Annotated in this window: 25 protein-coding genes; 3 read left to right on the forward strand and 22 right to left on the reverse strand. The window is 71.2% G+C overall.

The genetic code is table 11. The features are described from left to right. Window positions 1–85: 85 nt before the first annotated feature. The gene (locus ACWCPI_RS02755; protein ID WP_451036394.1) at window positions 86–1666 is read right to left on the reverse strand and encodes a TROVE domain-containing protein; all 1581 of its coding nucleotides are present in this window, start codon (window positions 1664–1666) and stop codon (window positions 86–88) included. 526 nt (window positions 1667–2192) lie between these two features. Then, window positions 2193–3629 carry a hypothetical protein gene (locus tag ACWCPI_RS02760; protein WP_451036395.1) on the reverse strand — a complete coding sequence of 479 codons (1437 nt, stop codon included), beginning with the start codon at window positions 3627–3629 and terminating at the stop codon, window positions 2193–2195. 315 nt (window positions 3630–3944) lie between these two features. Between ACWCPI_RS02760 and ACWCPI_RS02765 the strand changes: the two genes are divergently transcribed. Next, on the forward strand, window positions 3945–5771 hold the full coding sequence (locus tag ACWCPI_RS02765) for an endonuclease/exonuclease/phosphatase family protein (RefSeq protein ID WP_451036396.1): 1827 nt from the start codon (window positions 3945–3947) through the stop codon (window positions 5769–5771). A gap of 12 nt (window positions 5772–5783) precedes the next feature. On the opposite strand, the gene ACWCPI_RS02770 is transcribed toward ACWCPI_RS02765, so the two are convergent. The 7 genes from ACWCPI_RS02770 to ACWCPI_RS02800 all read right to left on the reverse strand — a co-directional run bounded on the left by ACWCPI_RS02770 (window position 5784) and on the right by ACWCPI_RS02800 (window position 10116). Continuing rightward, a complete protein-coding gene (locus ACWCPI_RS02770) occupies window positions 5784–6518 on the reverse strand; it encodes an SRPBCC family protein (protein WP_451036397.1) in 735 nt (244 codons plus the stop codon). After that, window positions 6490–7146, reverse strand: a complete 657-nt coding sequence (locus ACWCPI_RS02775) for an ArsR/SmtB family transcription factor (RefSeq protein WP_451036398.1) — start codon at window positions 7144–7146, stop codon at window positions 6490–6492. The genes ACWCPI_RS02770 and ACWCPI_RS02775 overlap by 29 nt, the downstream gene beginning before the upstream one ends. A gap of 63 nt (window positions 7147–7209) precedes the next feature. Next, the gene (locus ACWCPI_RS02780) at window positions 7210–7914 is read right to left on the reverse strand and encodes an antibiotic biosynthesis monooxygenase (protein WP_451036399.1); all 705 of its coding nucleotides are present in this window, start codon (window positions 7912–7914) and stop codon (window positions 7210–7212) included. Between the two features lie 285 nt (window positions 7915–8199). Continuing rightward, complete coding sequence (locus ACWCPI_RS02785; protein WP_451036400.1) at window positions 8200–8796, reverse strand: DUF3618 domain-containing protein; 597 nt, start codon at window positions 8794–8796, stop codon at window positions 8200–8202. Beyond that, window positions 8793–9212: a phage holin family protein gene (locus ACWCPI_RS02790; protein ID WP_451036401.1), complete on the reverse strand. Its 420-nt coding sequence runs from the start codon at window positions 9210–9212 to the stop codon at window positions 8793–8795. The genes ACWCPI_RS02785 and ACWCPI_RS02790 overlap by 4 nt, the downstream gene beginning before the upstream one ends. 53 nt (window positions 9213–9265) lie before the next feature. Next, window positions 9266–9958, reverse strand: a complete 693-nt coding sequence (locus tag ACWCPI_RS02795; protein ID WP_451036402.1) for a hypothetical protein — start codon at window positions 9956–9958, stop codon at window positions 9266–9268. After that, a complete protein-coding gene (locus ACWCPI_RS02800; RefSeq protein WP_451036403.1) occupies window positions 9955–10116 on the reverse strand; it encodes a hypothetical protein in 162 nt (53 codons plus the stop codon). Before ACWCPI_RS02800 ends, ACWCPI_RS02795 begins: the two co-directional genes overlap by 4 nt. Window positions 10117–10298: 182 nt before the next feature. Between ACWCPI_RS02800 and dapA the strand changes: the two genes are divergently transcribed. Beyond that, on the forward strand, window positions 10299–11201 hold the full coding sequence (gene dapA, locus ACWCPI_RS02805) for a 4-hydroxy-tetrahydrodipicolinate synthase (RefSeq protein WP_451036404.1): 903 nt from the start codon (window positions 10299–10301) through the stop codon (window positions 11199–11201). Here dapA and ACWCPI_RS02810 read toward each other — a convergent pair whose 3' ends face one another. The 7 genes from ACWCPI_RS02810 to ACWCPI_RS02840 all read right to left on the reverse strand — a co-directional run bounded on the left by ACWCPI_RS02810 (window position 11202) and on the right by ACWCPI_RS02840 (window position 16649). After that, complete coding sequence (locus tag ACWCPI_RS02810; protein WP_451036405.1) at window positions 11202–12413, reverse strand: WD40 repeat domain-containing protein; 1212 nt, start codon at window positions 12411–12413, stop codon at window positions 11202–11204. It lies immediately after the preceding gene. Then, window positions 12414–12974, reverse strand: coding sequence for a SigE family RNA polymerase sigma factor (locus ACWCPI_RS02815; protein WP_451036406.1), 561 nt, complete (start codon window positions 12972–12974; stop codon window positions 12414–12416). A 180-nt stretch (window positions 12975–13154) separates the two neighbouring features. Then, a complete protein-coding gene (locus tag ACWCPI_RS02820) occupies window positions 13155–13394 on the reverse strand; it encodes a hypothetical protein (protein WP_451036407.1) in 240 nt (79 codons plus the stop codon). Window positions 13395–13623: 229 nt separating this feature from the next. Beyond that, window positions 13624–14613: a 2,3,4,5-tetrahydropyridine-2,6-dicarboxylate N-succinyltransferase gene (gene dapD, locus ACWCPI_RS02825; RefSeq protein WP_451036408.1), complete on the reverse strand. Its 990-nt coding sequence runs from the start codon at window positions 14611–14613 to the stop codon at window positions 13624–13626. Window positions 14614–14902: 289 nt separating this feature from the next. Continuing rightward, window positions 14903–15439 (reverse strand): TetR/AcrR family transcriptional regulator, encoded by a 537-nt coding sequence (locus tag ACWCPI_RS02830; RefSeq protein WP_451036409.1) that lies wholly within the window; start codon window positions 15437–15439, stop codon window positions 14903–14905. After that, the gene (locus ACWCPI_RS02835; RefSeq protein WP_451036410.1) at window positions 15439–15759 is read right to left on the reverse strand and encodes a DMT family transporter; all 321 of its coding nucleotides are present in this window, start codon (window positions 15757–15759) and stop codon (window positions 15439–15441) included. The genes ACWCPI_RS02830 and ACWCPI_RS02835 overlap by 1 nt, the downstream gene beginning before the upstream one ends. Before the next feature lie 50 nt (window positions 15760–15809). Next, window positions 15810–16649, reverse strand: coding sequence for an endo alpha-1,4 polygalactosaminidase (locus ACWCPI_RS02840; protein WP_451036411.1), 840 nt, complete (start codon window positions 16647–16649; stop codon window positions 15810–15812). 403 nt (window positions 16650–17052) lie between these two features. Here ACWCPI_RS02840 and ACWCPI_RS02845 point away from each other — a divergent pair, with 403 nt between their 5' ends. After that, window positions 17053–17763 (forward strand): AbfB domain-containing protein, encoded by a 711-nt coding sequence (locus ACWCPI_RS02845; RefSeq protein WP_451036412.1) that lies wholly within the window; start codon window positions 17053–17055, stop codon window positions 17761–17763. Between the two features lie 55 nt (window positions 17764–17818). Here the strand turns inward: ACWCPI_RS02845 and ACWCPI_RS02850 are convergent, their stop codons facing one another. From ACWCPI_RS02850 to sufD, 6 genes are read right to left on the reverse strand one after another with little or no spacing between them, the layout of a single operon-like run. Beyond that, window positions 17819–18151: a metal-sulfur cluster assembly factor gene (locus ACWCPI_RS02850; RefSeq protein ID WP_004002168.1), complete on the reverse strand. Its 333-nt coding sequence runs from the start codon at window positions 18149–18151 to the stop codon at window positions 17819–17821. Beyond that, complete coding sequence (sufU, locus tag ACWCPI_RS02855) at window positions 18148–18615, reverse strand: Fe-S cluster assembly sulfur transfer protein SufU (protein ID WP_388811952.1); 468 nt, start codon at window positions 18613–18615, stop codon at window positions 18148–18150. The genes ACWCPI_RS02850 and sufU overlap by 4 nt, the downstream gene beginning before the upstream one ends. Before the next feature lie 20 nt (window positions 18616–18635). Beyond that, a complete protein-coding gene (locus ACWCPI_RS02860) occupies window positions 18636–19892 on the reverse strand; it encodes a cysteine desulfurase (protein WP_451036413.1) in 1257 nt (418 codons plus the stop codon). Further along, window positions 19889–20653 carry a Fe-S cluster assembly ATPase SufC gene (gene sufC / locus ACWCPI_RS02865; RefSeq protein ID WP_451036414.1) on the reverse strand — a complete coding sequence of 255 codons (765 nt, stop codon included), beginning with the start codon at window positions 20651–20653 and terminating at the stop codon, window positions 19889–19891. Before sufC ends, ACWCPI_RS02860 begins: the two co-directional genes overlap by 4 nt. Window positions 20654–20660: 7 nt before the next feature. Continuing rightward, a complete protein-coding gene (locus ACWCPI_RS02870) occupies window positions 20661–20996 on the reverse strand; it encodes a non-heme iron oxygenase ferredoxin subunit (RefSeq protein ID WP_451036415.1) in 336 nt (111 codons plus the stop codon). After that, window positions 20993–22177: a Fe-S cluster assembly protein SufD gene (sufD, locus tag ACWCPI_RS02875; RefSeq protein WP_451036416.1), complete on the reverse strand. Its 1185-nt coding sequence runs from the start codon at window positions 22175–22177 to the stop codon at window positions 20993–20995. The genes ACWCPI_RS02870 and sufD overlap by 4 nt, the downstream gene beginning before the upstream one ends. Window positions 22178–22233 lie beyond the last annotated feature (56 nt).

Consider the following 22233-nt stretch of genomic DNA (forward strand, 5'->3'; position numbering starts at 1 on the left):
CTGCCCGCCCAGGTGGGCGGGGAGCACGGCGGACCGGGACGTGGCCCGCACCCCCCGTGAAAGTGCGGGCCACGCGTGCCGGGGCTCAGGCGGCCCAGGGCCAGTCGGCGTCCCTGGCGCTCTCCAGCAACGGGACCATCCGGAACGCCGCATCCGACAGGCCCCCGAAGGTGTGCCGGTTCGCCCGGCCCGACGGGCCGTGGCCCGCGCGGTACCCGGCGAGGTTCCAGGTGTAGACCGGCACCTCGGCGGGGATCTGCTCGGTCGGGTCGCCGTGGCGGCTGTGGGTGTACTGCTCGTCGGTGACGATCAGCACCCGGTCCTGCCCCCGGTAGTGCGCGCGGACCGCCGACGTGGTGTCGGTGCCGCCCAGGTCGCCGAAGCGCTCCAGGATCTTCAGCACCGACTCGCCCTTGCGGAGCTTCAGGCGCCGGCTCGTGGTGCCGAACTCGACGAGGTCGGCCTGCTCGGCCCGCAGTGCCAGCGCGGTGCCGAAGATCGCCGCCGCGTCGGCCCGGTTGAGCTGCGAGCGGTCCGACAGCCGCGCCCACATCGAGCCCGAGCGGTCGACCAGGATCAGCGTCCGGCCGGGCAGCGCGGGCACGTTGGCCAGCGAGTGGCCGAGCGCCTGCTCCAGCGGGTACGACCAACGCAGCGAGGGCGCGTGCTGGTACGCCGCGAGGTACCGGAAGGGGAACTGCCGCGACCGCGCGACCTCCGCCGGGTCAGCGATGCGGGCCGCGACCCGGGCCGCGACCTCGTCGGACACGCCGGCCTGGTCGAAGTTCCGCAGGTTCCGTACGAGCGCCATCGCGCCCATCGACGGAATCACGGCCTCCCAGGCCTCCTTGTCCATCGGCCCCTGCAGCCAGCCCGCCAGCGCCTCCCAGGTCATCCCGGCCTCGGCGAGCCGCTCGGCGCCGCCCTCGGACGTGACGAGCGCACGCCGCTGCTCGACCGGCAGTGCCGTCAGTTCGCGGTGCGCGACCAGCGTCCGGTCGGACGCGGGCGGCACGGCGGTGTCCGGGTTGTGCCGACGGTCGAGGGCGTACCGGAACAGCTCGCCCTGCCAGGGCTTGGCCGGGTCCGGCGCCGCGTGCACGAGGTTGAGGATGTCGCCGAAGCGGTAGCCCTTGGACGCGGTGTCGTACTTCAGGAACGACTTCCCGGTGTACAGGCGCCGTACGGCGTCGGCGATTCCGCGCTTGACCGGCTTGGGTACGTTGCGGCCGTACGTCGCCGTCCAGTACGCCAGGAGTTCGCCGGGCTCGTCCGGCCGCCGCAGCACGGAGGCGACGACCTGCCGGTTCGCCGGGCCGTCGACGGCGCCCGCCGCCAGCCGTGCGTGCACGTACTCGGCGGCGCCCACGAGGGAGGCGGTACGGAGGTTGCCCTCGCCGCGCAGCCAGCCCAGCAGGCCGGCCGTCCACACCGGGTCGGTGACGGCGAGTTCGCGTACGAGCTTCGCGAACCGGGCGTCGCGGTCGCCGCCGTTCTCGTAGAAGGTGTCCTGCGAGACGAAGTTGGCGACGGCGAGCAGGAAGAGCTCGGAGCGCTTGTCGCGCTCGTGACCACGGCCGCCCTCGTAGGTGCGGAGCACTCGGCCCGTCGAGGTGACCCGCGAGGTGGGCCGAGCCGTGGCGGCTCGCTTGTTGAATCGCGCCATGGTGAATTCCCCCGAATTCCTTTTCCGTTCAGAAGGGAGGCGCGACAGAAGGAGGATGCCCGAGTTCGAATTCGGCTGCGGTGACCATAAACTGACGCGTCTTCCGTTCCGCCACATCGGCCTGGAGCCGATGACGGGATTCGAACCCGTACGGGGGTCTCCCCCCACCAGTTCCCGAAGTATCCGCCGCCTGCGCACCGGGCACCCCCCATGAGCTGCGCCTCCCGAGATCAAGTCGGCGGCGGCGTGGGATTCTTTTGGGAGAAGAAGTAGCCGCAGCCCGCGCACCGGGAGGTGCATGAAGTTGTGGTGTCCAGAGTTCAGGCCGGCGGAACCGACATCAGGTGCTCTGACCCCTGAGCTACACCGGCGCGTTGTACCGGTGGCGGGACTCGAACCCGCGGCCGCCCCATTATGAGTGGAAGTAGGTCCTGCCTTCGCACCTGGACGTTCATCACTCTAAAAGGAGCGCCGCGGGACGGGCGAATGAATTAATCGGTACGCGCCCCCGGCCGCCGCCCGGCCGTCATCCGCCGTGCTGCGAACGCGCCTTGAACGCCGCCTTCCGCGCTTCCTTCGCGATCTTCTTGTCCGGGTGCAACCGTCCCATCGCCTCCAGGACATCGGCGGTCGCGGGGTGTTCCACCCGCCAGGCCGCCGCGAAGAACCCCGTGTGCTGCGCGGCCAGTCCTTCGACCAGGGCCCGCAGTTCGTCGGAGTTCCCCTCCGCGGCCAGCTGGGCGGCGACCGTGTCGACGGTCAGCCAGAACACCAGGTCCTGCGACGGGGCGGGCACGTCGGCGGCGCCCCGCTCGGTCAGCCACACCCGCGCCAGCCCGCCCAGCTCGGGGTCGTCGAGGACCTCCCGCAGCGCCGGTTCGGCCTCCGGGCCCAGCAGGGACAGCGCCTGCTGGCAGCGCAGCCGCCGCAGTGGCGCGCCGGCGTCCGAGCCGCGTGCCGCCGCCAGCAACTCCCGGGCCGCGGCGAGGGGTTCGCGCCGTACGAGCCACAGTTCGGTCTCGGCCCGCGCGGCGGTCTGCGGGAAGGCGGCCGTCCCTGCGAGCAGGGTGTCGGCGCCCTTGTCCGCGAGCTCTCCGACCACGGGCGCCTCGAACCCGGCCTCCAGCAGCCGTGAGCGCAGCCCGTACAGACCGAGCGGGGTGAGCCGGACCATGCCGTACCGCGACACGTCGGTGTCGTCCAGGCCGGCCGGCGGCTCCTCGGCGTCGCCGTCGATGTCCGCCATCAGCGCCTCGTCGACCGGCTGGTACTCCACCAGTCCGGCCGGCTCCAGCAGCCGGAACTGGTCGTCCAGACGCATCATCGCGTCGGACACCTGCTCCAGCACGTCGTTGGTGGGCTCGCCCATGTCGCTCGGCACGATCATCGACGCGGCGAGGGCCGGCAGCGGTACCGGAGCCTCGCCGGGCCCGTCCTCGCTGACCGTCAGCAGGTAGAGGTTGCCGAGCACCCCGTCGAGGAACTCCGCCTCGGCCTCCGGGTCCCAGTCCAGGGAGGAGAGGTCGACCTCGCCGCCCGCGTCCATGGCGTCGACCAGGTCGTCGAGGTCGGGCACGCTCGCGTCGGCGAGCACCGTCTCCAGCGCCGTCAGCCACACCCCGAGCACGTCCTGCGGCGAACCGCCGGTCAGCAGCGCCAGGTCCGCACCGGTCGCGACCGTGCCGCTGTCCTCGTCGAGGATCTCGACCAGACCGGTGTCGACGGCCACCCGCCAGGCCTCACTGGCGTACGCCGCGGCGTCGTTCCCGCTCAGTCCGAGCACCTCGGCGGCGGCGGGCAACTGCTCGTCGACGAGCCCGCCACCGGCGTCGACGCGGGTGTCGGGCCCGGCCCAACGGGCCAGCCGCGCGGACCGGGAGAGCAACGGCGTGGACAGCGCGTCACGCGCCAGCTCCGCTTCGGGGTGCAGGCGCACCGGCGGCAGGGGGGAGCTGTCTGACATCGGCTGGTTCTCCTAGAGCACTTTGCGTGGCCGTACGCGACACGACCCTTGCCGTACACCGCACGGCTCAACCGCTCAGCCTAGACGGATTTCCACCCATGCCGCCCGGTTCATCTCCCCGTCAGGAGGTGTACATGGCCGAAACCTTGACAAGTGGCCTGAGCAGGCACGAGATTGACGCGCGTAGAAGTCGGGGGACAGCTGTTCACTGTAATTTCTACGCGCGTCGCCACCGCCTCACCGGTCGCGCCCGCACCCACCGTTCCACGCACCACCCTCGTCCCGGCGCCCACGTACGTCCCCGGAGGGATCCCGTTGCCGAGCAAGAAGTCCGTGCGCCTCGCCGCGCTCACCGTCGCCGCCGTCTGTTCCGCGGCGTCCACCGTCGTCCTCACCACCCCCGCGCACGCGGAATCCGTGCGCATCCATGACATTCAGGGCAGTACCCGAATATCGCCGTACGCCGGCAAGCCGGTCGCGGATGTGGCCGGAATCGTCACCGGCGTACGCACCTACGGCTCGTCCAAGGGCTTCTGGATCCAGGATCCGGACGCCGACGACAACCCGGCCACCAGCGAGGGCGTCTTCGTCTTCACCGGCTCCGCCCCGAAGGTCGCCGTCGGCGACTCGGTTCTCGTCTCGGGCACGGTCACGGAGTTCGTGCCGGGCGGCGCCTCCTCCGGCAACCAGTCGCTGACCGAGATCACCAAGCCGACGGTCACCGTCGTCTCCGCCGGGAACGCCGTGCCCGCCGCGACGGTCGTGGACGAGGACTCGGTGCCGGACCGGTACACCCCGGCCGGCGACAGCGCCGCGAACGGCTCGATCAACGGCCTGACGCTGCAGCCGTCGACGTACGCCCTGGACCACTACGAGTCCCTGGAGGGCATGAACGTCCGCGTCGCCGACGCCCGTGTGGTCACCGCGACCGACGACTTCAACGAGCTCTGGGTGACTGTCAAGCCCTGGGAGCACCGCAACCGCCGCGGTGGCACGGTCTACGGCTCCTACGAGTCCCAGAACACCGGCCGGCTCCAGATCCAGTCGCTCGGCCCGGGCGCGCAGTTCCCCGTCGCGAACGTCGGTGACACGCTCGCCGGGACCACCACCGGCCCGCTGGACTACACGCAGTACGGCGGGTACACCCTCGTGGCGAGCGAGCTGGGCACGCTCAAGAGCGGTGACCTGAAGCGGGAGACGACGCAGCGGCAGGGACGCGGGGAACTGGCGGTCGCGACGTACAACGTCGAGAACCTGGACCCGTCCGACGCCACCTTCGCCGCGCACGCCTCCGCGATCGTGAACAACCTCCAGTCGCCCGACATCGTGTCCCTGGAGGAGATCCAGGACAACAACGGTGCGACCAACGACGGTACGGTCGCCGCGGACCAGACGATGCAGAAGCTGATCGACGCGATCGCCGCCGCGGGCGGTCCGGCGTACGACTGGCGTTCCATCGACCCGGTCGACAAGGCCGACGGCGGTGAGCCGGGCGGCAACATCCGCCAGGTGTTCCTGTTCAACCCGAAGCGTGTCTCCTTCGTCGACCGTGCGGGCGGCGACGCGACGACGGCCGCCGGGGTGACCGAGGTCAAGGGCCGGGCGGCGCTGACGGTCTCCCCCGGCCGGATCGACCCGGCGAACGCGGCCTGGACGAACAGCCGCAAGCCGCTGGCCGGTGAGTTCGCCTTCCGCGGCCGGACGGTCTTCGTGATCGCCAACCACTTCGCCTCCAAGGGCGGCGACCAGTCGCTGCACGCGCAGTTCCAGCCGCCGGCCCGCAGCTCGGAGACCCAGCGCCACCTCCAGGCGACCGCGGTGAACGCCTTCGTCAAGGACATCCTGGCCGTCCAGAAGAACGCGGACGTCGTCACGCTCGGCGACATCAACGACTTCGAGTTCTCCGGCACCACCGAGCGGCTGGAGGACGGCGGCGCACTGTGGTCGGCGATCAAGTCGCTGCCCAGGAGCGAGCGTTACTCGTACGTCTACCAGGGCAACGCGCAGACCCTGGACCAGATCCTGGTCAGCCCGTCGATCCGGCGCTCGTGCGACTTCGAGTACGACAGCGTGCACATCAACGCGGAGTTCAACGACCAGATCAGCGACCACGACCCGCAGGTACTGCGGTTCAGGCCGTAACCGACGGCTTGCTCAGGACTGGCTGAACACCCCGTTCAGCCAGTCCTGCCAGGCGGCTTCGCACTCCTTGACGTCGGCGCCCGGTGTGAAGTCGTGCAGGGAGACGCCGACCGGGTGGCCCCAGTGGTTGCGCCCGAAGACACGGGTCAGGCCCCGGTCCGTGCGCAGCCCGATGAAGTACGGGTTGCGGAAGTCGACCACGGCGTCGAACTCGTCGGGTCCGTGAACCCGCACGCGTGTGCCCGCGGTCACGTCCTCTCCGACACCGAGCGCCCGCCCGACGGCGACGAGCGCGTCCGCGGCCCTGGACGCCTCGGGTCCGTCGAAGGTCGCGAAGGCGGCGGTCCGGCCGCCGAAGTGCGTCAGGTACTGGCCCAGGGTGTGCAGGTAGAAGTCGGTGTGCTTGGCGGCACCGTCGTACTGGTTGTCCCAGTCGTCGACGAAGATCCCGCTGTGCACGTACCGCACCCAGGCCCGGCGGCCCTCGTCGCGCGGCTCGATCGTGTAGTCGAGCTGGTTGACGGTCTGCTCGGAGATCCCGTCGACGTCATCGACACGGTTGCTGTAGCGGTGCGGCGGGTCCCAGGCGGTGACCTTGGACCCGAAGGGGCCCTTGCCGCCCTCCCGCGGCTCCGGCGGCTCCATCGGCCACAGCCAGCCGCCGGTACCGGAGGTGACCGCCTCCCAGACCTGTTCGGGCGTGGCGTCGACCTCGAACTCACGGGCGATCTCGAATTCCTTGGACATGGTGGACTCCTGCCTGGTGACTGTCGAGTTCGGGGTTCTGCTGCTGGGGCTTGACCGTGGGATGGACGGCCACGACGATCCGGTGGTCCCGGCCGCCCTCCGCGTCGGGCGCGTCGTACTTGCGGATCAGCGCGCCGACCCCGGCCGTCAGCTCCTCCACGAAGGCGGCCCGGTCGGCCGCCGAGGCGAACCGGACCTCGCCGTCCAGCGCGTACGTCGCCACTGGCTTGCGGGCCTTCGCCGCACCGGTGATCAGTGAGCCGACGTCCCGGACCAGCCGGGCACCGAGCGCGAGCAGCCACCGGGCGGAGAGCTGGTCGCGGAAGCGCTCCGGGTCCGGCTGCACGGGGGCGAGCGCGAGCGGCGAGATGACGTACGACGCGGCGGCGGCCCGCATCAGCCGCTCGGTGACGTTGCCCTTGCGGCGCTCGTCGACCAGCTCGACGAGGCCGTGCCGCTCCAGCGCCTTGAGGTGGTAGTTCACCTTCTGCCGGGGCAGCCCGACCTTGCCCGCCAGCATGGTGGCGGACGCGGGGCCGGCCGCCAGCTCCGCCAGCAGGCGAGCCCTTGTGGGGTCCAGCGAGACGGCTGCGGCCTCGGGGTCCTCGATCACGGTGACATCCAGCATGGGTCCACCGTCTCACCGAAAATTTTTTTTGTCCAGACGACTTCAGCTTTCGGTTGCTGAGGATCAGTCCGGCACCAGGCCGAGGGCGTGCTCGTACCGGCTGACCGAACCACTGCTCTTCAGGCCCGGCCAGGTCTGCACGCGCCGCCAGGGCCCGGTCGACGAGCCGATGCCGTCGCCCGGGGCGGCGAGGGCCTCGGCATGGGCCTGGGCGCTCTCCCACTCGGCGTAGTTGAGGACACGGGTCCCGTCGGTGCTCAGGTGGAAGTGGGCGGCGATGCCTCCGGGATGGGGGTTCGGCTCGCCCTCCAGCGCCTCGAAGACGGCGTCCACCCAGGCACGCTGACGGTCGGGGTCGGGCCCCTCGAACTCGACGTCGACGATCACGATGCAGCCCGGGGCGCGGGTGTCGCCCGCACGGGTGCCGCTGCGGTAGTGCCGGTAGCGGTCGAGCCTCACCCGCTCGATCCCCGGCACGGCGGTGTCGATCTCGTCGACCCGTTCCTGCCGGTGCGTCTTGACGTAGGCGTCGTAGGCCTGTTCGCTCCTCCACTGCGAGTAGTGCAGGAGGGTGGAGGCGTCCTCGCCGACGTAGACGTGGTAGCCGAGCAGGCCGGCGGAGGGCCAGGGGCGGTTCTCCCAGGTACCGGCGATCGCCTCGACGGTCTGCCGCTGCCGCGGGCGGGTGCCCACGCGCCAGGTGCTGAAGAAGGGGGCGCCGACCTCGGGGCGGGTCGGGTCGGGGTGGGCGTCGGTACGGCGGGTCATGCCGGCCTCCACGGTGGTGATCTACGTGTGCGGACGCGTGCGGTGTGCGCGCACTGATCACCTTTCGACCTCAACCGGACTTGAGGTCAAGTGGCCCGGGGAGGGCGGATGCCGAGGGGTGGGCGGAGATCGGCGAGGAGGGCGGACGTGGTTCGCCCCGGGGTCCCACCCCGCACGGGAAGCGGCGCGGAACCGGTGTCCGGTCCCGCGCCGCCGCGCAGTATGTGCCGTGCCGTGCCGTTCCGCGCACGCGGTGGCTCGGCGGTGTCCGCCGGGGCTGTGGCGTCAGTGGTGTCGGCGCCGCATCATCCCGGCGGCGACCACCGCTGCGACCGCCGCCCCGACGACCAGCACCGGCCGCGGGTGCCGCAGCCCGGACCGGACGGCGGTGCGGACCGGGCCGGGCACCTTGTACTCGACCATGTGGCCGGCGTGCGCGGCCCTGTCCTGGACGGTGTGCCCGGCCTGTGACGCCCGGTCCTGCACCACGTGCCCGGCCTGCGTCGCCTTGTCCTGCACGACATGCCCGGCGCGCGCCGCCCGCTCCTGCACGACATGGCTCGCCTGGGCCGCGCTGCTGCGCAGCTGCACGGTCATCGCCCCGGCCTTGTCCCTCAGGTCGGCGGCGCGGGCCATGGCTCGGCCCTTCACGTCCGCCTTCGAGGCCAGCGCCGCGACCGTCTCACCGAGCTCGCCGCGCGTCCGCTCGATCTGGCGGCGCAGCTCCTCGGGCCCCTTGGCCCCGCCGCCCGCCTTCCCGACCGCGGACTTCCCCGCGGCGACGGCCTTGCCGGTCACGGCCCTGCCCGCGGCCGCGGCCTTCGCGGAGCCCTGCTTCGCGGCTTCCGCGGCGCTCTTGTCCCCCGCCTTCTTCTGCGTCATGGATGCGCCCTTTCCTTGATCTCCTCGACGTCCGCCCTGACGCTGCCGAGCGCCTCCTCCGGCGTCGGGGGCGCGGCCCGCCGCAACTGGCTGCGACCGGTCGCCGCCAGCACAGCGGCCACCGCGAAGAGCACCCCGGTCACGATCGACGCCGCGGCCCACACGGCCAGCGTCAGCGAGAGGGCGGCGGTGGCGGTCACGGCCAGGAACAGCAGACCGGCGTACGCGACGGCGCCCGCCGCGCCCAGCAGACCGCCGCCGCGACCGGCGCGCCGGCCCTTCTCGGCCAGCTCCTCCTTGGCGAGGGCGACTTCCTGTCGTACGAGTCGGGAGAGCTGTTCGCCTGCCTGCCCTACGAGTTCACCCACTGAACGGTGCCCGTCGGGCACCGGCTCGGGGGCCGTGGTCCCGGTCAATGCGTTCCGCCTCCTCTCGGTTCGGAACTCCCGGGTACCCGGACCGGCCCCCGCTATCCCTGCCGCCCGCCGCCGGATCCCCGTTCGCCCAGCCGGGCCAGCTGAGCCTGGAACAGGTCGAGCCGGGCCTGCAACAGCGCTGCCTCGGCGGCGAGTTCGGGCACTCCGAGCCCTTGGTCGGCCCCGGGACCGGCCACCGCCGCGGAGGCCCCCTTCCGGGCCATGACGCGCAGCCCCTCGCCCGCCAGCCGCGCGAACCCGGCGAGCGAGACGGCCGTACGGTCGTGCAGGCACCCCACGCAGGACGGCGCGAGCCCCCGCCAGCCGGGGCGGCCCCAGCCCGCGTCGGCCAGGGCGGCGGCGACCGCACCGCAGGCGCACGGGCCGACCGTCGCCGTGCGCACCCGCTGGCGGCCGTAGCGGAAGCCGCGCTCGAAGCGGATGTAGCGGCCCAGCACGGTGACTTCGAGCAGGACGGCCGCCCGGTGCTCGGCCGTGCACAGCAGCGCCTCGGCCGTCGTACGGTCGAGCACGCAGTGGAAGCCGCAGTCGCAGCGGCGGTGCGGCGCACGGTGCCGCAGGCCGTAGACACAGGACGCGTCGGCCAGGACTCCGTACGGCAGCGCGCCGCCCAGCGACACACCGGTGAAAGCGGCCCGGGCGCCGTCCTGGGACAGCACCGGATGGGCGATCTTGAATCCGGTCGGCGGCTCCGTCGGGCGTTCCTCCGGAAGCCGCAGCCTCATCGTGCGACCGGGACCTCTTCGCAGGCGGGCGCCTCGGCGGTCTCGGCCTTCCCGATCCGTGCGATCTCCGCACTCTCTTCCGGGACTTGGAGTCGTCCGTCGCGGTCCTGCGGCCGCTCGTGCGCGACTCCGGTGGCGAGTGCCTTGCCGAGCTTCATGAGACCTCCATGAGCAGGTGCCGTTGCCGTCCGGCCCATGGTGACCCATGACGCCCCGCTTTGGACATAGGGCCTACAACGCCCAGGTCACCCCGAACATCGACCACCTTTCAGCATTGCTGACCAATACCCCGTAGGAGAATTAAGTGGAGCTGAGGAATCGTCCGGTCGACACTGCTCTCATGACGACTGCCGCCACCCCCGCCCCTCCCTTCGGCCGCGCTCTGTGCGCCATGATCACGCCGTTCACCGAGGCCGGGGCGCTCGACCTCGACGGCGCGCAGCGGCTGGCCGACCGGCTGGTGGACGAGGGCTGCGACGGACTGGTGCTCTCCGGTACGACGGGCGAGTCGCCGACCACGACGGACGCCGAGAAGGCGGAGCTGATCAGGGCCGTCCGGGAGACGGTGGGCGACCGGGCGTCGGTCGTCGCGGGCGTGGGCACCTTCGACACCCGGCACACCGTCGAACTGGCCCTGGCGGCCGAGAAGGCGGGCGCCGACGGCCTGCTGGTGGTCGCGCCGTACTACAGCCGGCCCCCGCAGGACGCCGTCGAGGCGCACTTCCGCGAGGTCGCCGACGCGGCCGGACTGCCGCTCATGCTGTACGACATCCCGGGCCGCACCGGCACCCGCGTCGAGCCGGAGACGCTGATCCGCCTCGCCGAGCACCCCCGGATCGTCGCGGTGAAGGACTGCTCCTACGACTTCCTGGCCGCCCAGAAGGTCATCGCCCGCACGGAGTTGGCGTACTACGCGGGCTGCGACGAGCACAATCTCGCCCTCTACGCCGTGGGCGGCACGGGCTACGTCAGCACGGTCGCGAACGTGATCCCGCGCCACCTTCGTTCGGTGCTGGACGCGTTCGAGGCGGGCGACACCCCCCTGTCCGCCCGCCTCCAGCAACGCGCCACGCCGCTCATCGAATCGATGATGGCGGCGGGTCTGCCCGGCGCCGTCACCGCCAAGGCGCTCCTGAGCGAACTCGGCCTGCCGGCCGGTCCCGTCCGCGCCCCGCTGCGGCCCGCCGGCCGCGAGGCGGTCGACGGGCTGCTGGCGGCGTACGAGGCGCTCGCCGAGGACTGATCAGCGGCGCGCCAGGACGGGCTCCCACTCGTACGAGAGGTCGTCGTCCTTCTGCCTGCTGGGGCCGCTCAGCCATTCGACCCCGTCGCGTCCGATCGTGACCAGCGCGAGCCTGGGCCGGTACGGTCCCTCACCCGCGGCTCGCTCCTCGACGATCAGCCGTCGGTCGTCCACCCAGGCGAGCAGCTCGGCACCGCGCACCCTGGTGACCTCCTTGCCGGTGTGGGGGTCGCGGATCGAGGAGTACGACTTGTCCGGGACCTCCTTGGCGAGGCCGGCGGCGGCGAGGCTGCCGTCCGGGGAGAGCCGGGCCTCGACGTCCGTACGCAGGTGCCGCTCGTTCGCGGGTGCGGCGACCTTGTTGCCGTCGAGGTCGTAGAACTGCTGCATGCCGTCCCCGGGCCCGGGGACGGGCGTGTACACCAGGTCGCCGCTGCGACTGAAGGCGAAGTCCGCGCGGGAGAGGAACGCACGGTCGTCGCGTACCCCGGCCCAGGAGGTCCTGCCGGAGGCGACGTCCACGACGTGGAAGCCGCTGCGACTCGGCCGGTGATACCGCGGCACCCACCGGACGGCGTCGTCGGCCTTCTGCCTCAGACGCACATCGGGGTTCTCGTCGTACGTGGTCGCGACGAGCCTGCGCCCGTCGTACGAGAACGCCAGCCCACCCACCCCGTGGTCCACCGGAACCCACCGCTCGACCTCCCCCGTCGTGAGGTCGAGCAGCCCGATCCGCCGGGCCGGCAGGGTCCGCTCCAGTACGGCGGCCGTGCGCATCCCGGGCGCGACGGCGACCACGGACCACCTGGCGTCCTTCTCGTAGCGTCCGGTCTCCTGGTCCAGGAGCCAGTAGGTGCGCTCGGACACGGCCCGGTCCTTCGACCGCGGGACGATCTGCGTGGTGTAGTACGCGGCGAGCGCCACGTCACCGGCCGCGATCAGGTCGCTCGGCGGCGACTGGTCCGGGTGGGCGCTGGTGCCACGGCCGTTCAGCACACTGGCCGGACGCCGGTCCTCCTTCCCGGTGTCCAGCAACGGAACGGCGACCGCGGCACCGACGAAGGCCGCGGTGGCGGCGGCGACCGAGGCGAGCCGACGGGTACGGCGGCGCCTGCGGACGGCCAGCACCCGGTCCGCGTATCCGGGACCGGCCGGCGTCTGTTCGGCGGCCAGTTCGCGCAGGGAGTCGCGCACGAGTTCCTCGACGTTCACTTAACGCACCTCCACGGGCGAGAAGTCACGGGACGGCTGGGTACGGGCGGCCTCGGTCCGGGGGCCGAGCGCGGCCAGTTCGGGAGCGAGGGCCCGCAGCCGGGCGAGCGAACGGTGGGTGGTGGAGCGCACGGTGCCGACCGAGCAGCCGAGGATCAGGGCCACCTCGGCCTCCGGCAGGTCCTCGAAGTAGCGGAGCACCAGTACGGTGCGCTGCCGTACGGTCAGCCGGGCCAGCGCGCCCCGCATCAGCAACCGCAGCTCGGCTGCGGAGGCGGTGTCCGCTCCCGCGCCGCTCTCGGGCGGCTCGGCGACGGTCAGTTCGCGCCGGCGCCACTTCAGCCGCCACCGGCTGATCTGCTGCCGGTACAGGATCTGCCGTACGTACGCCTCCGGTTCGTCGACGCGCTGCCAGCGGCCGGCGGCCTTGATCAGGGCGTTCTGCAGGAGGTCCTCGGCGGCGTGCCGGTCGCCGCCGGTCAGCAGGACCGCGGTCTTCAGCAGAGCGGACGACCGGTTCTCCACGAACTCCCGGAAGCTGTCCTGTGCCTCGGCATCCATCGTCACCTTCTCTTCGCCGGGCGGGCCGGGTGCCCGCCTTCCCCACCCAAGTGACGCGTGCGGGACCCGGCCGCTATGCCGCTCACCGGAGAAAAAGTCGCGGCCGGCGAGAAGGGCCGGGGCCCGCACCGCCTCACCGAGCGGTACGGGCCCCACCCCCACGCTGTGCCCGGCGGGCGATCAGCCCCACTTGTACCCGTCGCCGAGGAGCAGGAAGTGCTCCAGCACATCCTCCATCGGGTCGTCCACCTGCCCGACGTTGACCAACCCGATGCGGGGCCCGTTGTGCGAGCCGGTGTTCGTCTCGTCGGCGTACGCGCTGCCCGCCGGCAGCCAGCAGGCACCCGCCACCGCCCATGCGCCCACCACCAGGCGCAGCACGGTCCGCGTCCGCTCGCTCGTCCTGCCTCGACCCGCCATCGGTCCTCATTTCGTCGGTTCGGCGTCTGATCGGACACTGCGTCCACCCGTTCATCTGCCTGGACCGCACGGAGGTCACGTGGTGTAACCCGTACGTGAGCGCACCCTGGGCGACGGCATGACGCACGAGCGCCCTCCCGGGGCCGTGGGGGCCGTGGAAGGGCGCTCGTCGATGACCAACGTCGGCAGTTGATCGAGGGGGCGGCCGCGGGTCACGGGCCGCCGTCGCTCAGTTGTGGCTGTGCAGGATGTCGTTCAGTCCGCCCCACACCGCGTTGTTCGGGCGGGCCTCGACCGTGCCGGTGACCGAGTTGCGGCGGAAGAGAATGTTGGAGGCGCCGGAGAGCTCGCGGGCCTTGACGATCTGGCCGTCGGGCATGGTGACCCGGGTGCCGGCGGTGACGTACAGGCCGGCCTCGACGACGCACTCGTCGCCGAGGGCGATGCCGACGCCCGCCTCGGCGCCGATCAGGCAGCGCTCACCGATGGTGATGATGACGTTGCCGCCGCCGGACAGCGTGCCCATCGTGGAGGCGCCGCCACCGATGTCGGAGCCGTCGCCGACGACGACGCCGGCGGAGATACGTCCCTCGACCATGGAGGTGCCGAGGGTGCCCGCGTTGAAGTTGACGAAGCCCTCGTGCATGACCGTGGTGCCCTCGGCGAGGTGCGCGCCCAGGCGGACCCGGTCGGCGTCGGCGATGCGGACGCCCTTCGGGGCCACGTAGTCCGTCATCCGCGGGAACTTGTCGATCGAGGTCACCTGGAGGTGCAGGCCCTCGGCGCGGGCGTTCAGCCGGACCTTCTCGACGTCGTCGACGGCGACCGGGCCGAGGGAGGTCCAGGCCACGTTGGCGAGGAAGCCGAACTGCCCGTCCAGGCTCAGGCCGTGCGGCTTGACCAGGCGGTGGGAGAGCAGGTGCAGGCGCAGGTAGACGTCGTGCGCGTCGATCGGCTTCTCGTCGAGCGAGGCGATGACCGTGCGGACCGCGACGACCTCGACGCCCCGGCGGGCGTCCGGCCCGATCGCCGCGGTGGCGCCGCCGCCGAGCAGCTGGGCGGCCTGCTCGGCGGACAGCCGCTCGCTGCCGGAGGGGCCGGGCTCACTGACGAGTGCGGGCGCGGGGAACCAGGTGTCGAGAACAGTGCCGTCGGCAGCGATCGTGGCGAGACCGGCGGCCACGGCGCCGGTGGTGCGAGGAGCAGTCGTGTCGGTCATGAGGGCAACCTAACCGGCGGGGGCGTGTCGGGGCGAACTCGGGCAGGGGGCGTCTCATCGTGCGAGCCGACGCGGGGCGCCGGGGGCCGCGGTCACCCGGCGCGGGCTCGGGGGTTTGCCGCGTACCGGGGCCGGGCGGACGGCTCGGGCCGTTCCGGCGACCCGGCGACGGTCCCGGCTGCGTTCGCCATCCGTTCCGCGGGCCGTGGTGGCCCGCTCGCAGATCTGTGCGGCGCCGGGCGGCACAGGGTTCACGGCCGACGTGTCGGGGCCCGCCCCGAAGGGCATGTCAGGGGATCACCCGGCGCAGCACGTCGCGCGCGTACGCCTCGTCGTACGGCGTCTCGGTGAGCAGCACCTGCAGGCAGATCCCGTCCATCAGCGCCACCAGCGCCCGCGCCGTGACCGCGTCGGTGCGCCGGGACAGCCGGTCCGCGACTTCCCGGGCCCATTCGGCGGCGACCGGGCGCAGGGCGGGGCGGCGCAGGGCGGCCAGGTAGAGCTCGTACTCCAGCTCGACGCCCGTGCGGTCGCCCGCCAGCCATTCGCCCATCCAGCCCGCGAGTTCGGCGGCCAGGTCGGTGTGCGGGTCCTCCAGGCCGCCGCGCGAGGCGATCACCTTGGCGAAGCCCTCGTTGGCCTGGCGCAGGGCGGCGACCAGCAGATCGTCGAGGGTCTTGAAGTGGTACGTCGTGGAGCCGAGCGGCACGTCCGCCTCGGCGGCGACCGTGCGGTGGCTCAGCCCCGCGAGGCCCTTGTCCCCGACGACCCGGATCGCCGCGTCGATGATCCGCTGCCGTCGCTCGGGGTCGTAGCGCCGGGCCATCAGTGCGCGCCCCCCAGGTTGAGCACCACCACGCCGACGATGATCAGCGCGATTCCGGCGGCCTTGGCCACCGTCAGCCCCTCCCCGAGGAAGACGATCCCGATGGTGGCGATGGCCGCGGTGCCGACCCCGGCCCAGATCGCGTAGGCCGTGCCCACGGCGACGGTCCTCAGCGTCTGGGCGAGCAGCGCGAAGGAGAGGAGGTAACCGAGGGCGGTCAGCACGGACGGCAGGAGCCTGCTGAACCCGTCGCTGTACTTCATGGCAGTGGTGGCGGCCACCTCGGCGGCTATGGCTCCGGCGAGCAGCAGGTATCCCATGTGTACGAGCGTACACAACGTTGCGTACGGCCGTACACAAAGCTGTCGCGTCAGCAGGTGCGGCGGCGGTACCCGTCCTCGCCCGCGGGTGCGACGTCCAGGTCGCGCAGCACCACCGACAGCCTGTCGGCCCAGTGGGCGCATGCCGCGGTGAGGCCGCCCGACCGGTACTCGACGACGAAGACCCGGTCGTCGTAGGCGTCGGCGTACGCGTCGCACTCGTCGTACTGTCCGCACTCCTCGGCGACCGCGAAGTCGAAGCCGAGACCGCGTCCCCGGCGCGCGAGTTCGGCCGCGTTCTTCTGGCCGATGGCCAGACCGGCGGCATGGGCGCGGGCGGCGAGCACCTTGCCGAAGGCCAGGTTGTCCTCGGCGGTCAGCAGTCCGCGGGACCGTTCGTGCGAGTCGAGGTTGTCGGCCTCGACCGCCTGGAACCCGGCGGCGGCACAGCCGTCGATCCACTCCCCCACGACGTCGGCGAGTCGCTCGCGCTTGGCGGGCGTCGAGATGTCCAGCAGGGCCTCGTCCCAGTCCCGGTCGATCACCGTCCTGCCGTCCGCGTCGCGCAACAGCAGGTCGGGGTGGTGGGTGCGCCACCAGCGCTCGGAGTCCGGCTGGGCCTGGAAGGCGTTGACGTAACAGATGCTGTAGACCTCCGGCGCCGGTTTCGCGGTGCGGTCCCGGGAGACCGCCCGCACGCCGGCCGGGGGCGGATAGGAGCCGCCGATCTGGTAGTCGAAGGCGACGCCCGGCTCGGGCAACTTCACCTTCCGCACCTCGGCATTGTCGCCGTCGGACTTCGCGCATCCCCCCGCGGCCAGGGCAAGCGCGGCACACAGAGCCGCGAGGACCGGCGCGCCGCGCAGGGCACGTTGGGCTCGGTGAACCATGATCCTGGGACTCCTGTCGGAAGAGGGCGGCGCTGCCGCTGTCGCGGTCATGATGCCCTGTCCCCCCGGCGTGGTCGGAGTCGGCCAATGAGTCCCAGGGCAGCGGAACCTGAGGACGTGTCAGGCCCGATGGGGCCGGGACCACACCGGCGCGTCCAGTGCCAGACATCAATGTGGAAACGGCTCGTTCCGAACTGCTGCCTCGGACCACAGGAACCACTACTGTTTCAGCGTTCACATACCGGGCCCTCGCAGCCGCGGCTGTCGTTCCATGACGCCGCTGGAGGATCAGCGCATGCCAGAAAACAAGTCCCGGCCGCCTCAGGACCAACCTTGGGAAAACGGCTGGGCATCCGACACCTCCCGAGCACCGGGGACGCGCCGTCTCTGGCTCGCGGCCGGCATGGCGATAGCGACGGTCATCGCCTGTGCCACCGCCATAGCCGTGTCGGAAAGGGAGCCCGAGAGTTCCCTCTCGGCCTCGGCTTCCTCGGAGAGCACGTCAGGCCCCGGCCTGATCTCCTTCGCCACCCCGTCGAAGTCGACGGCTCCCCCCGAGGGCAAGAGCGGTCTGTCGACGGCGAAGGAGACGCCGAAGGCACCGCGGCCATCGGGCGACGGCACACCCGAACCCACGCCGAAACCGTCCAAGTCGCCCTCGGGCGAGGCCGGTTCGTCCCCCGAGCCCCCCGCCGCGACCTGGCGGTCCGTCCGCTCGGTCAACTTCCCCGACCGCTACTGGCGTGCGAGCGGCGGCTACGTGCGGCTGGAACCGGTCCGTGGCTCGGAGAGCCGCGAGGACTCCACCTTCAAGCTGGTCAAGGGCCTGGCCGGCGACGGCTGCTACTCCTTCGCCACGGCCGACGGCAGCTACCTGCGCCACCGCGAGTTCGTCCTGCGCTCCGAACGCAACGACGGCTCCGCGCTGTTCGAGCAGGATGCCACCTTCTGCCCCCGCGGCTCGGCCCATTCGGGCGCGGTGATGCTGGAGTCCGCCAACTACCCGGGACGGTTCCTGCGCCACCAGAACTTCCAGTTGAGGCTGGCTCCGTTCCAGAACAGCTCCCTGTACCAGGCGGACTCCTCGTTCCAGCTGGTCGCGGGGCTGGCCTGAGAACGCGAACGGCGAGGTCCACCGGACCTCGCCGTTCCCATGCGGCTTGTGTGCCTCAGACGTTGAACCCCAGCGCCCGAAGCTGCTCACGGCCGTCGTCCGTGATCTTGTCCGGGCCCCACGGCGGCATCCACACCCAGTTGATGCGCAACTCGCTGACGAGACCGTCCGTGGCGGACTTGGCCTGGTCCTCGATGACGTCCGTCAGCGGGCAGGCCGCCGATGTGAGGGTCATGTCGACCGTGGCCACGTTCGAGTCGTCGACGTGGATGCCGTAGATCAGGCCGAGGTTGACGACGTCGATGCCCAGCTCGGGGTCGACGACGTCCATCAGGGCCTCGCGGAGCTCCTCCTCCGAGGCCGGCTTCATCTCCACGGTGTCACTCATGCCGTCTTCCTTTCGGCGTCGGCTCCGCCCAGCACCTGGGCCGTCGCGTCCTTCCACGCCATCCAGCTGAGGAGGGCGCACTTGACCCGGGCCGGGTACTTGGAGACCCCGGCGAACGCGACCGCGTCCTCCAGGACCTCCTCCATCGCGTCGTCGGGCTCGATCTTCCCCTTGGACTGCATCAGCTCCAGGAAGGTCTCCTGGATCCTGCGCGCGTCGGAGAGGTCCTTGCCGACGAGGAGTTCGTTCAGTACGGACGCGCTCGCCTGGCTGATGGAGCAGCCCTGGCCCTCGTACGAGACGTCCTCGATCTTCGTGCCGTCGTACTTCACACGCAGGGTGATCTCGTCGCCGCACGTCGGGTTCACGTGGTGCACCTCGGCGTCGCCATCCCTCAGACCACGCCCGTGCGGGTTCTTGTAGTGGTCCAGGATGACTTCCTGGTACATCGAATCCAGCTTCATGCGTCGCTCGTCCCGTCCCGTCAGCCGAAGAAGTTCCGTACGTGCTCCAGGCCGTCCACCAGAGCGTCGATCTCGGCCGGCGTGGAGTACAGATAGAACGACGCTCGCGTGGTCGCAGGAATTCCGTACCGCAGGCAGACCGGCCGCGCGCAGTGGTGGCCGACCCGGACGGCGATGCCCTGCTCGTCGAGAACCTGGCCCACGTCGTGCGGGTGGATGTCGCCCAGCGTGAAGGAGATCGCGGCGCCGCGGTCCTCGGCCGTGGCCGGGCCGATGATCCGCAGGTCGGGGACCTCTCCCAGCCGCTTCACCGCGTACTCGGTGAGCGCGTGCTCATGGGCGAGGATCTTGTCCATGCCGATCGAGTTGAGGTAGTCGATCGCCGCGCCCAGGCCGATCGCCTGCGAGATCGGGGGCGTGCCCGCCTCGAACTTGTGCGGGGCGGGAGCGTACGTCGACGAATGCATCGACACGGTCTCGATCATCTCACCGCCGCCGAGGAACGGAGGCAGGTCCTCCAGCAGCTCCTGGCGGCCCCACAGGACGCCGATGCCGGTCGGGCCGCACATCTTGTGGCCGGTGAAGGCCACGAAGTCGGCCTGGAGCGACTGCACGTCCAGCGGCATGTGGGGAGCGGCCTGCGAGGCGTCGACGCAGACCAGCGCGCCCACCTCCTGCGCGCGGCGCACGATGGCCTCGACCGGGTTGAGCGTGCCGAGGATGTTCGACACCAGCACGAAGGAGACGATCTTCGTCTTCTCCGTGATGACCTCGTCGATGTTGGACAGGTCCAGGCGACCGTCGTCGGTGAGACCGAACCACTTCAGCTTCGCGCCCGTGCGCTGCGCGAGCAGCTGCCACGGGACGATGTTGGAGTGGTGCTCCATCTCCGTGATGACGATCTCGGTCTCGGAGTCCACCCGGTAGGGCTCGTCGGCCCAGCCGAGCATGTTGGCCACGAGGTTGAGCGACTCGGAGGCGTTCTTGGTGAAGATCACCTCGTCGCGTGACGGCGCGTTGATGAACTGCGCGACCTTGTCACGCGCGCCCTCGTACAGTGCCGTGGCCTCCTCGGCGAGGACGTGCACGCCACGGTGGACGTTGGCGTTGTGCTGCTCGTAGTACTCGGAGAGCACGTCGAGCACCTGGCGCGGGGTCTGCGAAGTCGCCGCGTTGTCCAGGTACACGAGCTTCTTGCCGTCGTGCAGGACGCGGTCCAGGATCGGGAAGTCCTTGCGGAGCGCCTCGGTGTCGAGGAGGCCCGGCAGCTGTGTCACGCGGATGCGCCACCCTTCGTGTAGGCCTCGTACCCCTCGTTCTCCAGCTTGTCGGCGAGCTCGGCGCCACCGGACTCGACGATGCGGCCGGCGGAGAAGACGTGGACGTAGTCGGGCTTGATGTAGCGCAGGATGCGCGTGTAGTGCGTGATCAGCAGGGTGCCGACCTCGCCGGTCTCGCGGACCCGGTTGACGCCCTCGGAGACGACGCGCAGGGCGTCGACGTCCAGACCGGAGTCGGTCTCGTCGAGGATCGCGATCTTCGGCTTGAGCAGCTCCAGCTGGAGGATCTCGTGGCGCTTCTTCTCACCGCCGGAGAAGCCCTCGTTGACGTTGCGCTCGGCGAAGGAGGGGTCCATGTTGAGGCGCTCCATGGCCTCCTTGACCTCCTTCACCCAGGTGCGCAGCTTGGGGGCCTCGCCGCGGACGGCGGTGGCGGAGGTGCGAAGGAAGTTGGAGACCGAGACGCCGGGGACCTCGACCGGGTACTGCATGGCGAGGAACAGGCCGGCGCGGGCGCGCTCGTCCACGGACATCTCCAGGACGTCCTCGCCGTCGAGGGTGACGGAGCCGCTGGTGATCGTGTACTTCGGGTGACCCGCGAGGGAGTAGGCGAGGGTCGACTTGCCGGAGCCGTTCGGGCCCATGATGGCGTGCGTCTCGCCCTGCTTCACGGTGAGGTCGACGCCCTTGAGGATCTCCTTCGTGGCGTTGTCGGCCTCGACGGTGACGTGCAGGTCTCGGATTTCAAGCGTTGCCATGGGTGCCTCAGGACTCCTGGGTGAGGGAGACGAGAACGTCGTCCCCTTCGATGTGTACGGGGTATACGGGGACGGGGCGCGTCGCGGGAAGGCCGGACGGCTTACCGGTGCGGAGGTCGAAGCTGGAGCCGTGCAGCCAGCACTCGATCTGGCAGTCCTCCACCTCGCCCTCGGAGAGCGAGACGTTCGCGTGGGAGCAGATGTCGTGGATGGCGAACACCTCCCCCTCGGTACGGACGACCGAGACCGGCGTGCCGTCGAGTTCCACCCGCTTGGGGGTGTCCTCCTCCAGCTCGCTCAGCCCACAGGCCCGGACGAAACGGGCACGGTCGAAGGTCGTCATGCGACCGAGGCCTCCAGCTCCTCTTCGATCTTCGTGATCAGCCGCTCCTCGATGTCCGCGACGCCGATCTGCTGGACCAGCTCGGCGAAGAAGCCGCGGACGACGAGGCGGCGGGCCTCGTGCTCCGGGATTCCGCGGGCCATCAGGTAGAAGAGCTGCTCGTCGTCGAAGCGGCCGGTGGCCGAGGCATGGCCGGCGCCGACGATCTCGCCGGTCTCGATCTCCAGGTTCGGCACCGAGTCGACGCGTGCACCGTCGGTCAGAACCAGGTTGCGGTTCATCTCGTAGGTGTCGGTGCCCTCGGCCTTGGCCTCGATCAGTACGTCACCGATCCACACGGCGTGCGCGTCGTCGCCCTGGAGCGCGCCCTTGTAGACGACGTTCGACTTGCAGTGCGGGGTGTTGTGGGTGACCAGCAGACGGTGCTCCTGGTGCTGCCCGGCGTCGGTGAAGTACAGGCCGAACAGCTCGGCCTCGCCGCCGGGGCCGGCGTACTCGACGCGCGGGTGCAGGCGGACCACGTCACCGCCGAAGGTGACGACGACCGACTTGAAGGAGGCGTCGCGGCCGACGAGGGCGTTGTGCTGGGCCACGTGCACGGCCTTGTCGTCCCAGTCCTGGACGGAGACGACGGTCAGCTTGGCCCCGTCGCCCAGGATGTAGTCGACGTTGGCGGCCAGCACGGCGTCACCGGTGTGGTCGATGACGACGACGGCCTCGGCGAAGGCGCCCAGCTCGATCACCTGGTGGGCGAAGGCGGTGCCGCCCTCGCCGTGCACGGCGATGCGGATCGGCTCGGCCAGGACCGTCTCCTTGGGGACGGTGACCACGCCGGCCTTCTCGAACGCCGAGTACGCCTGGGCGGCGACGCGGTCCACCGGGGTGCCCGCCCTGCCGAGCCGCGCGTCGTCGCGGCCGACGGTCTCGACGGTGACGCCCTCGGGGGCCTGCACCTCGACCTTCAGGCCCTCGCCGGTGGCGACGGCGGTGCCGTCGTGCAGGCCGCGCAGGCGCTCCAGCGGGGTGAAGCGCCACTCCTCCTCGCGGCCGTGCGGGACGGGGAAGTCCGCGACGTCGAACGACGGGGGCGCGCTCATGCGCGAGACGACGGTCGACTCCGCGGCGACCGCGATCGAGCCGGCGGTGGTGGAGCCCACCGGGATGTTCTGAGCCTCAGCCATGGCTGTCGTAGTGCTCGCTTTCGTTTACGTGTCTGCGATCTTCGGCCCGCCCCGGA

This window comes from Streptomyces sp. NPDC001920, from assembly GCF_053594495.1.

Excerpts from the sequence above, each read along its gene's own strand:
- ACWCPI_RS02755 (WP_451036394.1), bottom strand. The coding sequence starts at position 1,666 with ATGGCGCGATTCAACAAGCGAGCCGCCACGGCTCGGCCCACCTCGCGG.
- ACWCPI_RS02760 (WP_451036395.1), bottom strand. The coding sequence starts at position 3,629 with ATGTCAGACAGCTCCCCCCTGCCGCCGGTGCGCCTGCACCCCGAAGCG.
- ACWCPI_RS02770 (WP_451036397.1), bottom strand. The coding sequence starts at position 6,518 with ATGTCCAAGGAATTCGAGATCGCCCGTGAGTTCGAGGTCGACGCCACG.
- ACWCPI_RS02775 (WP_451036398.1), bottom strand. The coding sequence starts at position 7,146 with ATGCTGGATGTCACCGTGATCGAGGACCCCGAGGCCGCAGCCGTCTCG.
- ACWCPI_RS02780 (WP_451036399.1), bottom strand. The coding sequence starts at position 7,914 with ATGACCCGCCGTACCGACGCCCACCCCGACCCGACCCGCCCCGAGGTC.
- ACWCPI_RS02785 (WP_451036400.1), bottom strand. The coding sequence starts at position 8,796 with ATGACGCAGAAGAAGGCGGGGGACAAGAGCGCCGCGGAAGCCGCGAAG.
- ACWCPI_RS02795 (WP_451036402.1), bottom strand. The coding sequence starts at position 9,958 with ATGAGGCTGCGGCTTCCGGAGGAACGCCCGACGGAGCCGCCGACCGGA.
- ACWCPI_RS02800 (WP_451036403.1), bottom strand. The coding sequence starts at position 10,116 with ATGAAGCTCGGCAAGGCACTCGCCACCGGAGTCGCGCACGAGCGGCCG.
- dapA (WP_451036404.1), top strand. The coding sequence starts at position 10,299 with ATGACGACTGCCGCCACCCCCGCCCCTCCCTTCGGCCGCGCTCTGTGC.
- ACWCPI_RS02815 (WP_451036406.1), bottom strand. The coding sequence starts at position 12,974 with ATGGATGCCGAGGCACAGGACAGCTTCCGGGAGTTCGTGGAGAACCGG.
- ACWCPI_RS02820 (WP_451036407.1), bottom strand. The coding sequence starts at position 13,394 with ATGGCGGGTCGAGGCAGGACGAGCGAGCGGACGCGGACCGTGCTGCGC.
- dapD (WP_451036408.1), bottom strand. The coding sequence starts at position 14,613 with ATGACCGACACGACTGCTCCTCGCACCACCGGCGCCGTGGCCGCCGGT.
- ACWCPI_RS02830 (WP_451036409.1), bottom strand. The coding sequence starts at position 15,439 with ATGGCCCGGCGCTACGACCCCGAGCGACGGCAGCGGATCATCGACGCG.
- ACWCPI_RS02835 (WP_451036410.1), bottom strand. The coding sequence starts at position 15,759 with ATGGGATACCTGCTGCTCGCCGGAGCCATAGCCGCCGAGGTGGCCGCC.
- ACWCPI_RS02840 (WP_451036411.1), bottom strand. The coding sequence starts at position 16,649 with ATGGTTCACCGAGCCCAACGTGCCCTGCGCGGCGCGCCGGTCCTCGCG.
- ACWCPI_RS02845 (WP_451036412.1), top strand. The coding sequence starts at position 17,053 with ATGGCGATAGCGACGGTCATCGCCTGTGCCACCGCCATAGCCGTGTCG.
- ACWCPI_RS02850 (WP_004002168.1), bottom strand. The coding sequence starts at position 18,151 with ATGAGTGACACCGTGGAGATGAAGCCGGCCTCGGAGGAGGAGCTCCGC.
- sufU (WP_388811952.1), bottom strand. The coding sequence starts at position 18,615 with ATGAAGCTGGATTCGATGTACCAGGAAGTCATCCTGGACCACTACAAG.
- sufC (WP_451036414.1), bottom strand. The coding sequence starts at position 20,653 with ATGGCAACGCTTGAAATCCGAGACCTGCACGTCACCGTCGAGGCCGAC.
- ACWCPI_RS02870 (WP_451036415.1), bottom strand. The coding sequence starts at position 20,996 with ATGACGACCTTCGACCGTGCCCGTTTCGTCCGGGCCTGTGGGCTGAGC.
- sufD (WP_451036416.1), bottom strand. The coding sequence starts at position 22,177 with ATGGCTGAGGCTCAGAACATCCCGGTGGGCTCCACCACCGCCGGCTCG.